Genomic DNA, 19,002 nt, shown 5'->3' with positions numbered 1-19,002 from the left:
GCCCGAAGATGGGTAGTGTTCGCGGCGTGAAAGCCCTGCGTCGTTTCACCGTCCGTGCCCATCTACCCGAGCGTCTCGCGGCGTTGGGGCCGTTGTCGACCAATCTGCGATGGTCGTGGCATCCGCCGACGCAGGACCTGTTCGCGTCGATCGATCCCGAGCTGTGGATCGCCGTCCGGAACGACCCGGTCCGCATGCTCGGTGAAGTGGATCCGTATCGGCTCGACGAACTGGCCGCCGACCCCGGGTTCCTCGCCGACCTCGACGGCGCGGCAGCGGACCTCGACGACTATCTGACGCGTCCGCGCTGGTATCAGGACCAGCTCGACAAGGGCGCCGAACTCGCCACCGGCATCGCCTACTTCTCGATGGAGTTCGGTGTCACCGAGGTGTTGCCGAATTACTCCGGCGGCCTCGGCATCCTCGCCGGCGATCACCTCAAGGCCGCGTCGGATCTGGGCCTGCCGCTGGTCGGCGTCGGGCTGCTGTACCGGTCCGGCTACTTCCGGCAGTCGCTCACCGCCGACGGTTGGCAGGCCGAGCACTACCCGGCACACGATCCACAGGGGCTGCCGCTGCGCCTGCTGACCGAGAGTGCGGGCGACGGCGGACAGGGCGCCCCGGTGCTCGTGCACGTCGCGATGCCGGGTGGCCGGGTGCTCCGGGCCCGGGTCTGGATCGCCCAGGTCGGGCGGGTGCCCTTGCTGCTGCTCGACTCGGACATCGCGGAGAACGACCCGGAGTTGCGGGCGGTGACGGACCGGCTCTACGGCGGCGACCAGGACCACCGGATCAAACAGGAGATCCTCGCCGGCATCGGCGGCGTCCGCGCGGTGCGCGCCTACACCCGCGCGCACGGCCTCGCCGACCCCGAGGTGTTCCACATGAACGAGGGGCACGCCGGGTTCCTCGGGCTCGAGCGCATCCGGGAACTCATCACCGGCCCCGGGCTGGACTTCGACGCCGCACTCGCCGCGGTCCGCGCCGGCACCGTGTTCACCACCCACACTCCGGTTCCGGCCGGCATCGACCGCTTCCCGGTGGACCTCGTGCGCCGCTACTTCGGCGGCAACGAGGGGGAGCGCGAGTCGACGCTACTGCCCGGCCTGGCCGTGGATCGAATCCTCGCGTTGGGCGGCGAGAACGACCCGGGCGTGTTCAACATGGCGCACATGGGACTGCGTCTCGGCGAGCGCGCGAACGGCGTGTCCCGGCTGCACGGCGAGGTGAGCCGGGAGATGTTCGAGTCGCTGTGGCCCGGCTTCGACGCCGCGGAGGTGCCGATCGGGTCGGTCACCAACGGCGTGCACGCCCCGACGTGGGCGGCGCGCGAATGGATGGACCTCGGGCGGCGCCTCGTCGGGCCCGACATGCTCGAGGAGGCTCGAGGCTGGGAGCGGCTGCGCGAGATCGCTCCGGCCGAGCTGTGGTCCACCCGGAACACGCTGCGCGCGCAGTTGGTGGACGAGGTGCGCCGACGCGTCCGGGCGTCGTGGCTCGAACGCGGCGCCACCGAGGCCGAACTGTCCTGGACCGCAGAGGTGTTCGACCCGAACGTGCTCACCGTCGGCTTCGCCCGCCGGGTGCCGACGTACAAGCGGTTGACGCTGATGCTGCGCGACCCGGAGCGGTTGAAGGCGCTGCTGCTCGACGACGAGCGTCCGGTGCAGTTGGTGGTGGCCGGCAAGAGTCACCCCGCCGACGAGGGCGGCAAGGCGCTGATCCAGCAGGTGGTGCGGTTCGCCGATCAACACGACGTGCGGCACCGCATCGTGTTCCTGCCCGACTACGACATCTCGATGGCGCGCTACCTGTACTGGGGCTGCGACGTGTGGCTCAACAACCCGCTGCGCCCGCTCGAGGCGTGCGGGACGTCGGGCATGAAGTCGGCGCTCAACGGCGGCCTCAACCTTTCCATCCGCGACGGGTGGTGGGACGAGATGTTCGACGGCGAGAACGGCTGGGCAATTCCGACCGCGGACGGCGTCGTTGACGAGGTTCGCCGCGACGACCTCGAGGCCACCGCGATGTACGAACTGTTGGAGCGCTCGGTGCTGCCGCGGTTCTACGACCGTGACGGGGACGTGCCGACCCGCTGGGTCGAGATGGTGCGGCACACCCTGCAGACCCTCGGGCCGAAGGTGTTGGCGTCGCGCATGGTGCGCGACTACGCCGTCGAGTACTACGCCCCGGCCGCGATCGCGTCTCGGAACGTGCTGCCCGACAACTTCTCCGGTGCCCGCGAGGTGGCCGAGTACCGGCGGCGTGTGGAGGCGGCGTGGCCGGGCGTGCAGGTGGCGCAGGTCGACAGCGCGGGACTGCCCGACGACCCGGAGATCGGCGCCGACCTGTCGCTGCGCGCGTTCGTCCGCCTCGGCGGCCTGTCACCGCAGGACGTCGTGGTGCAGGCGGTGCTCGGGCGCGTAGGGCCCGACGACGACCTCACCGACGTCACGACCGTGCCGATGGCGCACACCGGGACCGACGGGCTGGGTGACATGTTCGAGGCCATCACGCCGCTGCCGGTGTCCGGGTCGGTGGGGTACACGGTTCGGGTTCTGCCGCACCACCGGCTGCTGGCGACGGACGCGGAGCTGGCGCTGGTCGCGGCACCGTACGTGTAGAGCGGTCACAGCGTTCCTCGGCCCTCCGGTAGACGATCCACACGCTACGGGCCGGACCCGCCGTCAGCTTGCACGCACGGCGGCACCGAGAATGTTCAGTCCAGCGACGAGGAGATCATCCGGGATCACCAACGGCGGCAGGAGCCGGATGATGTTGCCGTAGGTGCCGCACGTGAGGACGACGACGCCGCGCGCGAGTGCCCGCGCCGCAATCTCCTTGGTGGCCTCCGGGTTCGGCTGGTGGGTGCCGGCGCGGACGAACTCGAGCGCCAGCATCGCGCCGCGGCCACGGACCTCGCCGACGATGTCGACGTCGTCGGCGAGCGCGTGCAGTCGCGGCCGGGCAAGCTCCTCGATGTGGCGCGCCCGCCCGCAGAGATCGAGGTCGCGCATCTGGTCGAGCGTCGCCAGCGCGGCGGCGCACGCCACCGGGTTCCCGCCGTACGTGCCGCCGAGTCCGCCGGTGTGCACCTCGTCGATCAGGTCGGCGCGCCCGACCACCGCGGACAGCGGCATGCCCGACGCGATGCCTTTCGCGAGGGTCATCAGATCCGGCACCACCTCCTCGTGCTCGCACGCGAACCAGGCGCCGGTCCGGGCGAATCCGGTCTGGACCTCGTCGGCCACGAACACGATTCCGCTCTCACGGGCCCACGCGACCAGCGTCGGGACGAAGCCCGACGCCGGCAGGATGAAACCGCCCTCACCCTGAATCGGCTCGAGGACGATCGCCGCGATCCGGCGCGCCCCGATCTGCTTGTCCATGAGGTCGATTGCGCGCCGCGCGGCCTGCTCACCGGTCATCGCGCTGCCGTCCGGATTCGGTGGCTCGCGGAACGGATACGACATCGGCATCCGGTACACCTCGGGGACGAACGGGCCGAAGCCGTCCTTGTACGGCACGTTCTTCGCCGTCAGCGCCATCGTCAGGTTGGTGCGGCCGTGATACGCATGGTCGAACGCGACGACGGCGTCGCGACCGGTCGCGTGCCGGGCGATCTTCACTGCGTTCTCCACGGCCTCGGCGCCACTGTTGAACAGCACCGCCCGCTTCTCGTGCTCGCCGGGAGCGAGCGCGATCAGGCGCTCGCAGACCTCCACGTACTCCTCGTAGGGCGTGACCATGAAGCACGTGTGCGTGAACCGCGCCGCCTGCTCCCGGACCGCCGCGGCGACCGCGGCGTTGGAGGCCCCGGCCCCGGTGACGGCGATGCCCGAGCCGAAGTCGATCAGCGAGTTGCCGTCCACATCGACGATGACGCCGCCGTCCGCGTCCGCCGCGTACACCGGGACGGACGATCCCACGCACGCACCGACCGCGGCACGGCGACGGGCCGCGAGGGCGAGTGACCGCGGCCCGGGAAGGTCGGTATGCAACCGGAGCTGCTGGGGGAGTCGGTACTCGATATCGGACACGGCGACCTCCCGGGCGAGTCAGGACTGGATGTCGCGGCGGCGGAAGCCGACCAGCGCCAGCGCGTACAGCGCGGCCGCGATCACAAGCAGCACCAGCAGCGGGACGATGTCGAAGTCGTCGGCCGGCAGGTTCGGGGTGAAGTGGAACGGCGACGCCCAGCCGGTCCAGTCGGGCAGCACCTCGAGGAACATCCCGATCACCAGCGCGTAGCCCAGGTACACCCACACCACCGCCAACAGTCGCGGGAACCACGCGTACACCGCCGCGGTCAGCGCGATCACCGTGAGCGTCGCCGGCAGGAAGTTCGCGGCCGAGCCGACGAGCCGACCGAACATCGAGCCGTCGTGCAGCGTCGCGGCCGCGGTGATCCCCATCGCGGCCCCGGCGGCCAGCACGATCAGGGAGGTGGCGACGCAGATCACCACGAGCTGCGCACCGAGCCAGCGCCACCGCGACACCGGGCTCGCGAGCACGTCCTCGGCGCGTCCGGACGTCTCCTCGCCCCGGGCCGACTGCACCGCGGTCATCGCGTACATGCAGGCCATGATCGCCAGGAACACCAGGTACAGCGCGAACGCGCCCTGCGCCGCATTACCCTCCCCGCCCGGTAGCAGGTCGGCCAGCCGAGGATCCTGGTTGACAAAGTCCGCCACCTGCTGGCCCAGCGCGCCGATGGGGAAGGCCAGCGCCGCGACCCCGATGGCCCACGCGGCGATCTGATTGCGCTGCATCCGCACCGTCAGTGCCGTGATTCCGGTCAGCGCGCCACTCGCGCGCGGCCGGCCGCCGCGGGGTGCGACCAGCCCCGCCCCGACGTCGCGTCGGCCCACCACCAGGTATGCGAGCACGACGCCGACGACCACCGCCGCGAGCCCGAGCAGCAGCGGCCACCATCGCTCGTCGACGTAGGCGCGCGTGGACTGCGCCCAGCCGATGGGCGACAGCCACGACCACACGCTGCCGTCTTCCTTGGCGCGGACGTCGCCGATCGCGCGCAGCAGGTAGGCGACGGCCACCGCCACGAGCCCCAATCCGCTTGCGGTGCGGGCATGCTCGGTGACCTGGGAGAACAACGCCGACGTCGCGCCGAACGCGAGCCCCACCATGAAGACGCCCACGGCGAGGTTCCACGACCCCAGCGCCGGCAGCCCGACGGCGGTGAGTCCGAGGCCCAGGACGAGTCCGATCGACAGGTTCGCCAGCAGTACCACCGCGAGACCCGACGTGATCGGTGCGAACCGCCCGACGACGCCCGAGCGCAGCATCTCGGCGCGTCCGGTCTCCTCCTCGGTGCGCAGGTGCAGCGTCACGAGCAGCACCGACATGATCGCGACGGCGATCATCGTCATGCCCGCGATCTCGTTGGCGACCATCGCGCCGAGCGTGTAGTCCGACAACCCGTAGCCCGGCCCGGCGAGCGCGGTCGCGGCGGGTGATTCGATCAGCGCCGCGCGCGCCTGGCGCGACTCGGCAGTGGGGTAAAGGTTCTGGTAGCTGGACGCCAACAGCACCGTGGATCCGCCGACCGCGATCACCCACGCCGGCAGCCGGATCCGGTCGACCCGCAGCGCCAGCCGGGTCAGTGTCCACGTGCCCGCGAGCGGATCGGAGGTGGACGCGTCGGCGGGCCGCACGGTCCGCTCGAGCGCCGGGGCCTGCGCCGTCATCGCCGCTCGATGCCCAGCGAATCGAACTCGTCGCTGTACTCGCGCAGGAACAGGTCCTCGAGCGTCGGCGGATTCGCGGTGATCGTGACGACCCCGAGGCCGGCGAGCGTCGACATCACCGCGTCGAGATGTTCGGAGTCCACGTCGAACGTGACACCGTTGTCCTGGTCGTCGACCGCCTTCACGTTGTGCACGCCGGGCACCGCGGCGAGTCCGTCGGGGGAGCGGCGGGTGCTGGCCGTGACCGTGGTGCGCGTGAGGTGCCGCAGTTCGGTGAGGGTTCCGCTCTGCACCGTCCGGCCCGCGCGGATGATCGTCACCACCTCGCACAGCGACTCCACCTCGGCGAGGATGTGACTCGACAGCAGGATCGTGCGCCCCTCCCGCGCCGCCTCGCCGATGCACTGCTGGAACACCGCCTCCATCAGCGGATCCAGGCCGGACGTCGGTTCGTCCAGGATCAGCAACTGGGCGTCCGCGGCCAGCGCCGCCACCAGCGCCACCTTCTGCCGGTTGCCCTTCGAGTACGTTCGGCCCTTGCGGGTGGGATCGAGTTCGAAGCGTTCCATCAACTCCTGACGACGTCTGTCGTCGAGGCCGCCGCGCAGCCGTCCGAACAGGTCGATCGCCTCACCACCGGTGAGATTGGGCCACAGATTCACGTCGCCGGGCACGTAGGTGAGGTGCCGGTGCAGGCTGACGGCGTCGCGCCACGGATCCGCGCCGAGAACCGAGACGTCGCCGCCGTCCGCGCGCAGCAGACCGAGCAGCACCCGGATGGTGGTGGACTTGCCGGAACCGTTGGGACCGAGGAACCCGTGGACCTCGCCGGGCGCGACCTCGAGATCGAGGCCGTCCAGGGCATGGACGTCACCGAAGCGCTTGGTGAGTCCGCGAACCGAGATCACCGGGTCCATCGCCCGAGCATAGGACGACGGGCGTCGGCCCGACCGGGTTTCGGGGACAGCCCGGCGTCAGCTCGACGGCCGGGACGCCGCGATCCGTGCGAGGGCCTGCCGCACCACCTTCGGATCGGCCGTCTCCCAGAACGGCGGCAGCGACGCGCGCAGGTAGCCGCCGTACCGGGCGGTGGCCAGACGCGAGTCGAGGATCGCGACCACACCCTTGTCGTCGGTGCTGCGCAGCAGACGACCGACGCCCTGCGCGAGCAGCAGCGCGGCATGATTCGCGGCCACGGACAGGAATCCGTTGCCGCCGCGCGATTCCACCGCCTGCTGACGGGCCACCAACAACGGGTCGTCGGGGCGGGGGAACGGGATGCGGTCGAGGATCACCAGACTCAGCGACGGCCCGGGCACGTCGACGCCCTGCCACAGCGACAGCGTGCCGAACAGTGTCGTCGGTTCGTCCTCGGAAAACTTCTTCACCAGCGTGCCGGTCGCGTCGTCACCCTGGCACAGGATCGGCACGTCGAGACGTCCGCGCATCTCCTCGGCGGCGGCCTTCGCGGCCCGCATCGACGAGAACAGGCCCAGCGTGCGGCCGCCGGCCGCGGTCACCAGTTCCTCGATCTCGTCCATGAACGCGGGGGACAGGCCGTCCCGTCCGGGCGGCGGCAGATGCCGGGCGACGTACAGGATGCCGGACTTGGCGTGGTCGAACGGTGACCCGACGTCGAGCGAATTCCAGCGCAGCGGACCGGCATCCGACGGCGCCTCCTTGCCGGTCGCGGTGGCAGTGTCGCTGCGTGCCGGCGACTCCGGCGGCAGACCCCAGTTGACCGCGAGGCCGTCGAACGAGCCGCCGACGGTCAGCGTGGCCGACGTGAGAACCACCGTCGACTCGGCGAACAGACTTGCCCGCAGCAACCCGCCCACCGACAGTGGCGCCATGCGCACCACTCGGCGGACGTTGCCGCGGTTCTCTTCGACCGACAGCCACACCACGTCCTTGCGCTTGGCCGGGTCGGGTTCGTCGAACGCGGTGAGAACCCGGACCGCGCTGTCGTGGATCTCGTCGATCGCCGACAGTGCGGCGTTGCGCGCCGCCGCGGCCTCCGGGTCGGCGGCAGCCATGCCCGGCTTGGCGGGACCGATCGCGGTGCGCACGTTCCACGCGGCGTCGCGGACGGCGGCCAACGCCATGCCGACGCCGTCGGGCAGCGCGTCCCAGCGGCCCGCCGGCAACTCCTCGAGCAGATCCGCCCAACCCTCCGAGGCGGCCTCGAGTCGGTCGACGTCCTGCTCCTCGACGAGCTTGACGGCGCGGCGGGCGGCGCCACTGATGGCCGAAGCCGCCAACTCCGCGGTCGCCACGCCGGTGACACGGTCGACGAGTTCGTGGGCCTCGTCGATGACGACGACATCGTGTTCGGGCAGCACCGCGATCCCGGAGATCGCGTCGATCGCCAGCATCGCGTGATTGGTGACCACGACATCCACCTGAGCGGCCTCCGCGCGGGCCCGTTCGGCGAAACAGTCCTCGCCGACGGGGCAGCGGGACTTGCCCAGACACTCGCGGGCGCTGACGCTGACCTGCCGCCAGGCATGGTCGCTCACGCCGGGCACGAGGTCGTCGCGATCGCCGGTCTCGGTGTCGGAGGACCACTTGGTGAGCCGCTGGACCTCGCGGCCGAGCCGGGAGACCGCGAAGGCGTCGAACAGCTCCGCGTCCGGTGGATCGTCCTGCGCCATCCCGGTGTGGATCTTGTTCATGCACAGGTAGTTCCCGCGGCCCTTGAGGATCGCGAACCGGGGAAGACGTCCCAGCGCGGGCTTCAACGCCTCCGCGAGCCGGGGCATGTCGCGATCCACCAACTGACGCTGCAGCGCGATGGTCGCGGTCGACACGACGACCGTGCGCCCGGACTCGACGGCGTGCCGGACGCTGGGGACGAGATATGCGAGCGACTTGCCGGTGCCGGTGCCGGCCTGCACGGCGAGGTGCTCGCCGGTGTCGATCGAGTGCGCGACGGCGGAGGCCATGGTGAGCTGGTTCTGGCGTTCCTTGCCGCCGAGGGAGCGCACCGCGAGCTTGAGGAGATCGGGCACGTTCGGCAGCTCACGGGACACCGCAACAGGGTACTGCCCGGCACCGTCAACTCCGGTCGGCGACCTGCCCCACGAGTTCGACGCCCGCCGCGTCCAGCTCGACCAGCGCCGCTTCGACGGTGACCGGCGACACGCCCGCGGTGAAGGGGAGCAGTACCCGGGTGCGGAAGCCTTCGGAGGCGGCGTCCAGCGCGGTCGCCCGGACACAGTGGTCGGTCGCGATCCCGACGACGTCGACGGCGTCGATGTCGTGGCGGCGCAGCCAGTCGGCGAGAAACTCACCCGACCGCGACACGCCCTCGAAGCCCGAGTACGCCGCGCTGTGCTCGCCCTTCGAGAACACCTCCTCGATCGGCGCCGTCCGGAGCGCCGGATGGAACTCGGCGCCCGGCGTCCCGGCGACGCAGTGCGGCGGCCAGGTGTCGACGAAGTCCGGCTCGTCCGAGAAATGCCCGCCGGGGTCGACGTGGTGATCACGGGTGGCGACGATCGCGGCGTACCCGTGCCCGACGAGGAGACCGTTGATGTCGGCGGCGACCGTCGCGCCGCCGGTGACGGCCAGCGAGCCGCCCTCGCAGAAGTCGTTCTGGACGTCGGTGACGATCAGGGCGCGTCCGGGCACTATCGCCACCCCTCTCCGGTCCCGATCGGCTCGACCGACCCCGCGAATCGGGTGGGCACGGCCGGTTCGCCGTGCGACAGCTTGAGCCCTTCCCACGGCAGGCTCACCAGGTTGCGGGCGAGAAGGGCCCGGGCGTCGTCGAGGGTCGGGAGGTCGTCGACGACGCTGCCCCCGCGCACCATCGGGATCAGCAACTCGCGCGCCTCGAGGTCGGCGGCGTCCGGGACCGGCGCACCCGCCCGGTACAGCACCTCCTCGACGACGGTGCCGGACGCGCGGCTCAGGCGCACGGCGCGTTTGGTCCCGCCGCGGGACTGCTTGTGGCTGCTGCGCTTCTCGACCGGGACGCCCTCGACCTCGACGAGTTTGTAGACCATCCCCGCTGTCGGTGCGCCGGATCCCGTCACCAGCGACGTCCCGACGCCGTACGAGTCGACGGGTTCGGCCCGCAGCGCGGCGATCGCGTACTCGTCCAGGTCGCCCGACACCACGATCCGGGTACCCGTCGCCCCGAGACCGTCCAGCTGCGCGCGGACCTGACGCGCGAGCACACCCAGGTCACCCGAATCGATCCGCACACCCCCGAGACCGGTACCGGCCGCCGCCACGGCATTCTCGACGCCGCACGTGATGTCGTAGGTGTCGACGAGCAGCGTCGTGCCGACGCCGAGCGCCGCCACCTGCGCTCGGAACGCGGCCACCTCGTCCGGCACACCGTCGCGGGTGTGCAGAAGTGTGAAGGCGTGCGCGCTGGTGCCGGCTCCGGGAACGCCGTGCCGGCGCACCGCCTCGAGATTGGACGTGGCGTCGAAACCCGCGAGATACGCGGCGCGGGCACACGCCACCGCGGACTCCTCGTGCGCGCGGCGCGAGCCCATCTCGATCATCCGGCGTCCGTCTGCCGCGCTGACCATGCGAGCGGCGGCCGACGCGATCGCGCTGTCGTGGTTGAGGATCGACAACACGAGCGTCTCGAGCAGGACACATTCGGCAAACGTTCCTCGGACCGAGAGGATCGGCGATCCGGGGAAGTACAGCTCGCCCTCGCGGTAGCCGTCGATGTCGCCCGAGAACCGGAAGTCCCGCAACCACTGCACCGTCGCATCGTCGAGGAAGCGCGCGACGACGGCGAGTTCCGGTTCGCCGAAGCTGAAGCGCGCCACGGCGTCCACGATGCGTCCCATGCCCGCGACCACGCCGTACCGGCGGCCGTCGGGGAGCCGGCGGGCGAACACCTCGAAGCTGCACTGCCGGTGCGCGGAACCGTCCGCGAGGGCCGCCTCGAGCATCGTCAGCTCGTACTGGTCTGTGAGAAGGGCCGTGCTGGACGCGTCGGAGCCGATGTCGGAGGCGCGAGGTGCGGGAACGGTTGCCACACGGCCAACTCTACGATTCGGGCCCCGGGCGCGGGTGTCGGGTTCGATGGCTACGCCGTACCCTGGACCCATGGCGCCGTGTTCCACAATGACGACTCTCCCGACCACGCTCCCGGTCGGCAAGATGCCCGCTGCAGCGCCCCAGGTCTCGCCCGCGGAGGCCGAGATCGAGGAGATGACCGAGGCGCAGGATCGTCCCTGGGTGACCGTCGTGTGGGACGACCCGGTCAACCTCATGCACTACGTGACCTACATCTTCCAGAAGCTCTTCGGCTACAGCAAAGCCAAGGCGACGGATCTGATGATGCAGGTTCACAAAGAAGGAAAAGCGGTCGTATCCAGCGGTTCCCGCGATAAAGTCGAGAACGACGTTCGGAAGCTTCACGCCGCCGGCCTGTGGGCGACGATGCAGCGCGACAGCAGCTAGACGCATCTCCATCCATCCCTCTCGACGGTAAGGATCCCGGGTACAGACGTGCGGACTTGGACCAGGAAGAACTCGCTCGGCGGACTGAAACTGCGTTCGGAGATGGACGCCCACGAGGCGGCGGTGCTGAGGTCTCTGGTGACCTCGGTGTCCGGGCTCCTCGAGGAACGTGCGGCCTCGGCGCCCACCGACGAACTGGCCGCGCTCACCGGGCTGCGCACCGGCAATTCCGAAACCCCGTCGGACGAGGTCTTGGCCCGGCTGCTGCCGGACTTCCAGCGCGGCGATCCGGACAAGCCCGACGACGACACGGAACGCGGCAACGTCAACAGCGCGCTGCGCAGCCTGCACGAGCCCGACATCATCGACGACAAGCTCGCCGCCGGATCGGTCATCCTGCAGACCGTGCCCGTCGAGGGCGGCAAGGTGGTCCTCACCCCCGAGCAGGCCGATGCGTGGCTGGCCGGCCTCAACGACGTCCGACTCGCGCTCGGCACCAATCTCGGCATCGATGCCGACAGCCCCGAAGAGGTGGACCCGGACGATCCGCGGGCCCCGCACTACGACGTCTACCACTGGTTGACGTGGATGCAGGACTCCCTCGTCCAGGCGCTGATCGCGTGACTGCCCCCGGCACGTCGGTCCGGACCGGGCCGACCGATTCGCTGTGCGACGTGGCGGGTGTCCTCGTCGGCCACGACTTCGTGCTCGACGCGGACGCGACCCTCGGGTCGGGCGGAGCCACCGGGTGCACCGTGGTCCTCGCGCCGTCGGGCGCGACGGCCGGCGTCGACGTCCGTGGCGGCGGCCCCGGCACCCGCGAGACGGATCTGCTCGATCCCAGCCACTCGGTGCAGCAGGTGCACGCGGTGCTGCTGTCCGGCGGCAGCGCGTACGGACTGGCCGCCGCCGACGGCGTCATGCGGTGGCTCGAGGAGCACGAGCACGGCATCCCGATGGGGGCGCCGGGGCAGGTCGTCCCGATCGTGCCCGGAGCGGTCGTCTTCGATCTGCCGGTCGGCGACTGGCGGATCCGGCCCACCGCCGAATTCGGTTACCGGGCCGCGGACCGCGCCGCCACGACCGTCGCGACCGGCTGCGTCGGCGCCGGAACCGGCGCCCGAGCCGGTGTGCTCAAGGGCGGCGTCGGCACCGCCAGCGCCGTCATCGAGGGCGGACCGGCCGACGGCATCACGGTGTCGGCCCTCCTGGTGGCCAACCCGGTGGGCTCGGTGTGGGATCCGGAGACGGGCCTGCCGTGGGGGTTGTCGCTCGCGGACGCCGAGCGGCGCGGCATGAGCCTGCCGTCGTCCGACGAACTCGCCGCCGCGAACGCGCTCGCCGAGAAGGCCACCGTGCTCAACACCACGATCGGCGTCGTCGCCACCGACGCGAAGCTGTCGAAGGCGTCGTGCCGCCGGGTTGCGGTCGCCGGCCACGACGGCATGGCCCGCGCGATCCGACCCGCGCACTCACCGCTCGACGGCGACACCATCTTCGCCCTCGCCACCGGAACTCACGAGACCCCGTTGCCGGACGGCGTGCCCGCGGCGTTCCCGGGTGAACTGCCGATCCTGGACGCGGTGTGCACCGCGGCCGCGCAGTGCGTCGAGCGGGCGATCGTCGACGCGATCCTCGCGGCCACCACCGTCGCGGGCATCCCCGGCTACCGTGACGTGTTCCCGTCGGCGTTCGGGACCTCCGGCTAGCGGACGGGACCGTTCGACACCGGCCGTCGGTCGGTGGTCATCGGTACGCTCGATCCGTGACCACCGGATCCGAAGTGCGCGTGCGCCCACCCCGTGTCCCGCGCCCGCTCTGGCAGCGGGCCGCCACGACCATCGGCGGATTCGCGGTCGTCCTGTACGTGCTGGAGGCCTTCGACACGATCGCGCCCCGCAATCCGCTGGACCAGTGGGGGATCGAACCGCGCACGCTCGACGGGCTGTGGGGAATCCTGTTCGCGCCCGTGCTGCACTACGGCTGGGGACACCTGCTGGCCAACACGGTGCCGCTGCTGATCCTCGGATTCCTTGTGCTGATGTCCGGCATCGGCCGCGGCCTCGCCGCCACCGGGATCATCTGGGTGATCGGCGGTGTCGGTACGTGGCTCACCGGTGGTACCGGCTCCGCGCACCTCGGAGCGTCGGTGCTGGTGTTCGGCTGGCTCACGTTCCTTCTGGTGCGCGGCATCTTCACGCGGAGTTTCGGACAGATCGTGCTCGGTGTGGTGGTGCTGTTCGTGTACGGCGGGATGCTGTGGGGCGTGCTCCCCGGGCAGTACGGGATCTCGTGGCAGGGCCACCTGTTCGGTGCGATCGGTGGTGTCGTGGCCGCGTGGGTCCTGTCCGCGGATGCTCGGCGGAAGGGCGCGTCGTCGGCCGGGGCGATCGGTTCCCAGGGCGCCGTGCGACCACTGCGCTGACTCGACCGTCACACCCCCCGACCAGCGCATCGGCGCATCACAATCGGGCGACGGATGTGAGTTGACGCTGCCGAAAGTGCCCGAAGCTTTTTGAGATCCGGGTACGCGTGGCAGCATAGTTTGCATGCGCATTACGGTCCTGGGATGTTCGGGCAGCGTCTCCGGACCCGACTCGGCTGCTTCGGGCTACTTGTTGACCGCTCCCGGCACTCCTCCGGTCGTCATGGATTTCGGCCCCGGTGTCCTCGGTGCCCTGCAGAAGTACGCCGATCCCGGTGAGGCCACGATCCTGTTGTCGCACCTGCACGCCGACCATTGCCTCGACATGCCGGGTCTGCTGGTGTGGCGGCGCTACCATCCCACCCCGCCGAGCGGCAGGGCCGTCGTCTACGGCCCCACCGACAGCGCATGCCGCATCGGGGTCGCCTCCGCCGAGTGCGGCGGGGAACTCGACGACATATCCGACACCATCGACCTGCGCAGCTGGTCCGACGGGCACGTCGCGGAGATCGGCGAGATTTCCGTGCAGGCGTGGAGCGTGAACCATCCGCCCGAGTCGTACGGCTTCCGCGTCACCAGCAAGGCCGGCCGCGTCCTCGCGTACACCGGTGACACCGGCATGTGCGACGCCGTCGTCGATCTCGCCCGGGACGCGGACGTGCTGCTGTCCGAGGCGTCGTGGACGCACAGCCCGGACCGCCCCGAGGGCATCCACCTGTCCGGCACCGAGGCCGGCCAGGTCGCCGCCCGCGCGGGCGTCGGCGAACTGCTGCTCACCCACATCCCGCCGTGGACGTCTCGCGAGGACGTCATCGCCGAGGCGAAGGCCGAGTTCTCCGGACCGGTGCACGCGGTGTCGGCCGGGGACGTCTACACCATCTGACCCCGACTAGGCTCTCGGTCGTGACGACACGAGAAGACGGTAGGACGGACGACGAGCTCCGCGAGGTTCGGATCACCCGCGGTTTCACCAACCATCCCGCAGGGTCGGTGCTGGTCGAGTTCGGCAACACGCGGGTCATGTGCACCGCGAGTGTCGAGGAGGGTGTGCCGCGCTGGCGCAGGGGTTCGGGACTGGGCTGGCTCACCGCCGAGTACGCGATGCTGCCCGCGGCAACTCATACCCGCAGCGGCCGCGAATCGGTCAAGGGCAAGGTAGGCGGCCGCACGCAGGAGATCAGCCGGCTGGTCGGCCGCTCGCTCCGCGCATGCATCGACCTCGCCGCGATCGGTGAGAACACCATCGCGATCGATTGCGACGTGCTGCAGGCCGATGGCGGAACCCGCACCGCCGCCATCACCGGCGCGTACGTCGCGCTCGTCGACGCCGTGACGTATCTGCGCGCCGCGGGCCGCCTAGCGGACCCGCAGCCGATCTCGTGCGCCATCGCCGCGGTCAGCGTCGGCGTCGTCGACGGCCGGGTCCGGCTGGACCTGCCGTACGAGGAGGACTCCCGCGCCGAGGTCGACATGAACGTCGTCGCGACCGACACGGGCACCCTGGTCGAGATCCAGGGCACCGGCGAGGGCGCGACGTTCCCGCGCTCGACCCTCGACAAGCTGCTCGACTCGGCGCTCGCCGGCTGCGAGCAGCTGTTCGCGATCCAGCAGGCGGCGCTCGCCGAGCCGTACCCCGGCGTGCTGCCCGAAGCGACCGAGCCCAAGAAGAAGGCGTTCGGCAGTTGAGTGGGAAGATCCTCGTCGCCAGCCGCAACGCCAAGAAGCTCGGTGAGCTTCGTCGGGTGCTCGCGGCCGCCGGCATCGACGGTCTCGAGGTGATCGGCCTCGACGAGGTACCGGAATTTCCCGAGACCCCGGAGACCGGCGCGACGTTCGAGGCCAACGCGATCGTCAAGGCCGTCGACGGTGCGGCTGCCACCGGGCTGCCGTGCGTCGCCGACGACTCCGGACTCGAGGTCGACGCGTTGAACGGGATGCCGGGCGTGCTGTCGGCCCGCTGGAGCGGTCGTCACGGCGACGACGACGCCAACACCGCGCTGCTGCTCGGTCAGCTGGCGGACGTGCCCGACGAGCGGCGCGGCGCGGCATTCGTGTCCGCGTGCGCGCTCGCGATCCCCGGGCAGGACACCGTCGTCGTGCGCGGCGAGTGGCGCGGGCGGATCGTTCGCGAGCCGCGCGGAGACAACGGGTTCGGCTACGACCCCGTCTTCGAGCCCGAGGGCGAACAGCGGACGTCGGCGGAGCTGTCGCCGCAGGAGAAGGACGCCGCGTCGCACCGCGGCCGCGCGCTGGCCCAGTTGGTGCCCGCACTGGCGGAGCTGGCCCGCGGCTAGCCGCGCACGCTGCAGAACCGCGAAGGGCCCGTCCGAATCGCTCGGACGGGCCCTTCGCGTCGACAGGTGCGGCGGAACCGCTCAGACGCCGAAGTCCTTCTTGACCTGCTGGGTGCGCCAGTGCTCGACGAAGAACGACAGGAACGGGATGGTGCCGGCGAGCAGCGTGCCCACCGTGCGGCCTGCGGGCCAGCGCACCTTGACCGCGAGGTCGATGGTGAGGATCAGGTACACGAAGTACACCCAGCCGTGGACGATCGCGATCCACGTCGGGAGGTTGTCGACGCTGAAGATGTACTTCGCGACCATCTCGGCCGTGAGGACGAGCAGCCAGATACCGGTCGCGTAGGCGAGAACGCGGTAACGCAGCAGGGCCGACGCGATCTTCTTGTTGTCCTGCTGCGTGGGCGCCGCTGCGGTTGCGGTCTGCTGGGGGGTGGTCTCGTCGGCGGCGCCGCTCACTTGTCGCTCCTATCGGGCTCGCGAGCGGAGAGCTCGGCGAGGTAATCGTTGTACTCGAGCATCTGCCGGGCGTCGGAGTCGTCGAGATCCGTGTCGTCGGTGGCGGCCTTCGGGCGTTCCGGGAGCAGTCCCTCGGGGACCTCGGTCGGTTCGGCGGCCGTCGTACCCGATTCGGAGCCGTCGGCGTCGCCGTCCTCGAGCTGCACGAAGCGTCGGTAGGCGTACACGACGAACGCGGCGAAGAGTGGCCACTGGAACGCGTAACCGAGGTTCTGGCCGGTGCCGCCGACCGATTCGAATCGCATCCACTGCCACCAGCCCAGCGCCAGGCATCCGAGGGATGCGACGACGACCAGCACGATCAGTGCCGGCCGGCTCTTTCGACGAGTTCGGGCCACACTTCGACGGTACCCGAGGCGGCGTGCGGCGCCGTAGGGGTGCTGGGTGGTTCCGGTCACCTGAGCTGCAGCGCAGCGGTCGCGTGGCCTGCGTTTCCGTTCCCGGCGGGTCGTCTGGCAGAATGAACCGCTGTTCGTCGCATCCGGTTACGTACCGCGCGACGGTCACAGGAGAGAGGCAAAACCGGGCTCACCATTCTGGTGGGTCGCCGAATTGCACGTGACACGTGTGCACTGCTGTGCGCACTGAAGGAGAAACACAGCTCATGGCTGTCAAGATCAAGCTCACCCGCCTCGGCAAGATCCGCAACCCGCAGTACCGGATCATCGTCGCGGACTCTCGTACCCGCCGCAACGGCCGTGCGATCGAGACCATCGGCAAGTACCACCCGAAGGAAGAGCCGTCGCTGATCGAGATCGATTCGGAGCGCGCTCAGTACTGGCTGGGTGTCGGCGCGCAGCCGACCGAGCCGGTCGAGGCCCTGCTCAAGATCACGGGTGACTGGCAGAAGTTCAAGGGCCTGCCGGGCACCGAGGGCACCCTGAAGACCAAGGAAGCCAAGCCCAGCAAGCTGGAGCTGTTCCAGGCTGCGCTGGCGCAGGCCGAGAACGAGCCGGCCGCCGAGGCCATCACCCCCAAGAAGAAGAAGGCCGCCAAGGACGCAGAGGCTGAGGCTCCTGCCGCCGAGTCCACCGAGGCTGCCGAGTAATGAGCGCCGTTGTCGCCGATGCCGTCGATCATCTCGTCCGGGGAATCGTCGCCAACCCCGACGACGTTCGCGTCGAGCTGATCACGGGGCGTCGGGGACGCACCGTCGAGGTGCACGTGCACCCCGACGACCTCGGGAAGGTGATCGGTCGCGGTGGTCGTACCGCGACCGCCCTGCGGACCCTCGTCTCCGGCATCGGAGGCCGTGGGATCCGCGTCGACGTCGTCGACACCGACCTGTAGGACGCAGTGGAACTCGTCGTAGGCCGCGTCGCCAAGTCGCACGGCATCAAGGGAGAGCTGGTCGTCGAGGTTCGCACCGACGAACCCGAGGAGCGCTTCGCTGTCGGTGTCGAACTGCGTGGCCGCAAGCCGCGCGAGGACAAGCTGCACACATACACGGTGGAAGCCGCCCGGGAGCATTCCGGGCGGCTTCTGCTGCGCCTCGACGGCGTAGCCGATCGCACCGCCGCCGACAATCTGCGCGGCACGCTCTTCGTGATCGACACCGCTGATCTCACCCCGTCCGACGATCCGGACGAGTTCTACGACCACGAGCTCGCGGGCCTGACCGTGCGGATGGCCGCCGGCCGCCCCGACGCCGGTACGCCCGTCGGCACCGTGATCGAGGTATTGCATTCCGCGGCAGGCGAACTGCTCTCCATTCGGCGCGCGGGCGAGACGTCCGGTGAACTGCTGGTGCCGTTCGTCACCGCCATCGTGCCGACGATCTCGATCGCCGACGGCGTCATCGAGATCGACCCGCCGGAAGGCTTGCTGGACCCGGACTTCGGCGACAGCCGCAACGAGGAGTGACCGAACCGCCGTGCGTCTCGACGTAGTCACGATCTTTCCCGAGTACCTCGAGCCGCTGCGCGCCGCTCTGCTCGGCAAGGCGATCGACAAGGGACTCATCTCCGTCGGCGTCCACGATCTGCGGCGCTGGACCCACGACGTGCACAAGGCGGTCGACGACTCGCCGTACGGCGGCGGGCCGGGCATGGTGATGAAGCCGACCGTGTGGGGCGACGCGCTCGACGAGGTTCTCACCGACGAGGACGGCGAGCCCGACTCGGAGGCACTCCTCGTCGTTCCGACCCCGGCCGGCGTCCCGTTCACCCAGGCCACCGCCCAGCGTTGGGCGGAAGAGAAGCACCTGGTCTTCGCGTGCGGACGGTACGAGGGCATCGACCAACGAGTGTTCGACGACGCCGCCCGCCGGGTGCGGGTCGAGGAAGTCTCGATCGGCGACTACGTCCTCATCGGCGGCGAGGCCGCGGTACTCGTCATGGTCGAGGCCGTCGTCCGACTGCTTCCGGGCGTGCTCGGCAATCAGCAGTCCCATCAAGAGGATTCGTTCTCGGACGGGCTCCTCGAGGGACCCAGCTACACGCGTCCGGTCAGCTGGCGCGGACTCGACGTCCCGCCGATCCTCCTGTCGGGCGATCACGCGAAGGTCGCGGCCTGGCGCCGGGCACAATCGCTGCAGCGGACGGCCGAGCGTCGTCCCGATCTCCTTTCCTGATCGGTTCCCGATCGGTTTCGCCGGCCCTTTGACCCGGGGGAGGTC

Annotated in this window: 20 protein-coding genes; 12 read left to right on the top strand and 8 right to left on the bottom strand. The window is 70.3% G+C overall.

The annotated features are described in order from the left end of the window. The first annotated feature begins 26 nt into the window (after positions 1–26). Positions 27–2,624 carry an alpha-glucan family phosphorylase gene (glgP, locus tag ABEU20_RS24095; protein ID WP_420166908.1) on the top strand — a complete coding sequence of 866 codons (2,598 nt, stop codon included), beginning with the start codon at positions 27–29 and terminating at the stop codon, positions 2,622–2,624. 63 nt (positions 2,625–2,687) lie between these two features. On the opposite strand, the gene gabT is transcribed toward glgP, so the two are convergent. The 6 genes from gabT to ABEU20_RS24065 are packed head-to-tail and all read right to left on the bottom strand — an operon-like array spanning position 2,688 to position 10,717. Further along, positions 2,688–4,040 carry a 4-aminobutyrate--2-oxoglutarate transaminase gene (gabT, locus tag ABEU20_RS24090; protein WP_420166907.1) on the bottom strand — a complete coding sequence of 451 codons (1,353 nt, stop codon included), beginning with the start codon at positions 4,038–4,040 and terminating at the stop codon, positions 2,688–2,690. Positions 4,041–4,058: 18 nt separating this feature from the next. After that, positions 4,059–5,708: an ABC transporter permease gene (locus ABEU20_RS24085; RefSeq protein ID WP_420166906.1), complete on the bottom strand. Its 1,650-nt coding sequence runs from the start codon at positions 5,706–5,708 to the stop codon at positions 4,059–4,061. After that, a complete protein-coding gene (locus ABEU20_RS24080; protein ID WP_420166905.1) occupies positions 5,705–6,625 on the bottom strand; it encodes an ABC transporter ATP-binding protein in 921 nt (306 codons plus the stop codon). The genes ABEU20_RS24085 and ABEU20_RS24080 overlap by 4 nt, the downstream gene beginning before the upstream one ends. A gap of 57 nt (positions 6,626–6,682) precedes the next feature. Beyond that, on the bottom strand, positions 6,683–8,740 hold the full coding sequence (locus tag ABEU20_RS24075; RefSeq protein ID WP_420166904.1) for an ATP-dependent DNA helicase: 2,058 nt from the start codon (positions 8,738–8,740) through the stop codon (positions 6,683–6,685). A gap of 25 nt (positions 8,741–8,765) precedes the next feature. Beyond that, positions 8,766–9,341 (bottom strand): nicotinamidase, encoded by a 576-nt coding sequence (locus ABEU20_RS24070; RefSeq protein WP_420166903.1) that lies wholly within the window; start codon positions 9,339–9,341, stop codon positions 8,766–8,768. Then, positions 9,341–10,717, bottom strand: a complete 1,377-nt coding sequence (locus tag ABEU20_RS24065; RefSeq protein ID WP_420166902.1) for a nicotinate phosphoribosyltransferase — start codon at positions 10,715–10,717, stop codon at positions 9,341–9,343. The genes ABEU20_RS24070 and ABEU20_RS24065 overlap by 1 nt, the downstream gene beginning before the upstream one ends. Positions 10,718–10,787: 70 nt before the next feature. Between ABEU20_RS24065 and clpS the strand changes: the two genes are divergently transcribed. From clpS to rdgB, 7 genes are all read left to right on the top strand, one after another. Further along, a complete protein-coding gene (clpS, locus tag ABEU20_RS24060; RefSeq protein ID WP_420166901.1) occupies positions 10,788–11,144 on the top strand; it encodes an ATP-dependent Clp protease adapter ClpS in 357 nt (118 codons plus the stop codon). A 48-nt stretch (positions 11,145–11,192) separates the two neighbouring features. Further along, positions 11,193–11,768 carry an oxidative stress transcriptional regulator AosR gene (aosR, locus tag ABEU20_RS24055; protein WP_420166900.1) on the top strand — a complete coding sequence of 192 codons (576 nt, stop codon included), beginning with the start codon at positions 11,193–11,195 and terminating at the stop codon, positions 11,766–11,768. Beyond that, entirely contained in the window at positions 11,765–12,853 is a 1,089-nt protein-coding gene (locus tag ABEU20_RS24050) for a P1 family peptidase (protein WP_420166899.1), read from the top strand. The genes aosR and ABEU20_RS24050 overlap by 4 nt, the downstream gene beginning before the upstream one ends. Positions 12,854–12,909: 56 nt before the next feature. Continuing rightward, a complete protein-coding gene (locus tag ABEU20_RS24045; protein WP_420166898.1) occupies positions 12,910–13,569 on the top strand; it encodes a rhomboid family intramembrane serine protease in 660 nt (219 codons plus the stop codon). Positions 13,570–13,693: 124 nt separating this feature from the next. Further along, positions 13,694–14,452, top strand: coding sequence for a cyclic nucleotide-degrading phosphodiesterase (locus ABEU20_RS24040; protein WP_420166897.1), 759 nt, complete (start codon positions 13,694–13,696; stop codon positions 14,450–14,452). A gap of 20 nt (positions 14,453–14,472) precedes the next feature. Next, positions 14,473–15,255, top strand: coding sequence for a ribonuclease PH (rph, locus tag ABEU20_RS24035; protein WP_420166896.1), 783 nt, complete (start codon positions 14,473–14,475; stop codon positions 15,253–15,255). Further along, a complete protein-coding gene (gene rdgB / locus ABEU20_RS24030) occupies positions 15,252–15,863 on the top strand; it encodes an RdgB/HAM1 family non-canonical purine NTP pyrophosphatase (protein ID WP_420166895.1) in 612 nt (203 codons plus the stop codon). The genes rph and rdgB overlap by 4 nt, the downstream gene beginning before the upstream one ends. 81 nt (positions 15,864–15,944) lie before the next feature. Here rdgB and ABEU20_RS24025 read toward each other — a convergent pair whose 3' ends face one another. Next, entirely contained in the window at positions 15,945–16,325 is a 381-nt protein-coding gene (locus ABEU20_RS24025) for a DUF3817 domain-containing protein (RefSeq protein ID WP_420166894.1), read from the bottom strand. Then, entirely contained in the window at positions 16,322–16,723 is a 402-nt protein-coding gene (locus ABEU20_RS24020) for a transcriptional regulator (protein WP_420166893.1), read from the bottom strand. The genes ABEU20_RS24025 and ABEU20_RS24020 overlap by 4 nt, the downstream gene beginning before the upstream one ends. Before the next feature lie 266 nt (positions 16,724–16,989). On the opposite strand from ABEU20_RS24020, the gene rpsP reads away from it, so the two are divergent. From rpsP to trmD, 4 genes are read left to right on the top strand one after another with little or no spacing between them, the layout of a single operon-like run. Further along, positions 16,990–17,433, top strand: a complete 444-nt coding sequence (gene rpsP / locus ABEU20_RS24015; RefSeq protein WP_420166892.1) for a 30S ribosomal protein S16 — start codon at positions 16,990–16,992, stop codon at positions 17,431–17,433. After that, positions 17,433–17,675, top strand: a complete 243-nt coding sequence (locus tag ABEU20_RS24010) for an RNA-binding protein (RefSeq protein ID WP_280761037.1) — start codon at positions 17,433–17,435, stop codon at positions 17,673–17,675. Before rpsP ends, ABEU20_RS24010 begins: the two co-directional genes overlap by 1 nt. A gap of 6 nt (positions 17,676–17,681) precedes the next feature. Beyond that, the gene (gene rimM, locus ABEU20_RS24005) at positions 17,682–18,248 is read left to right on the top strand and encodes a ribosome maturation factor RimM (protein ID WP_420166891.1); all 567 of its coding nucleotides are present in this window, start codon (positions 17,682–17,684) and stop codon (positions 18,246–18,248) included. A 10-nt stretch (positions 18,249–18,258) separates the two neighbouring features. Beyond that, positions 18,259–18,957 carry a tRNA (guanosine(37)-N1)-methyltransferase TrmD gene (gene trmD, locus ABEU20_RS24000; protein ID WP_420166890.1) on the top strand — a complete coding sequence of 233 codons (699 nt, stop codon included), beginning with the start codon at positions 18,259–18,261 and terminating at the stop codon, positions 18,955–18,957. Positions 18,958–19,002 lie beyond the last annotated feature (45 nt).

Source organism: Rhodococcus parequi (assembly GCF_046042785.1).
Classification (GTDB): Bacteria; Actinomycetota; Actinomycetes; order Mycobacteriales; family Mycobacteriaceae; genus Prescottella; species Prescottella parequi.
This window is presented reverse-complemented; position numbering and strand designations above follow the sequence as displayed.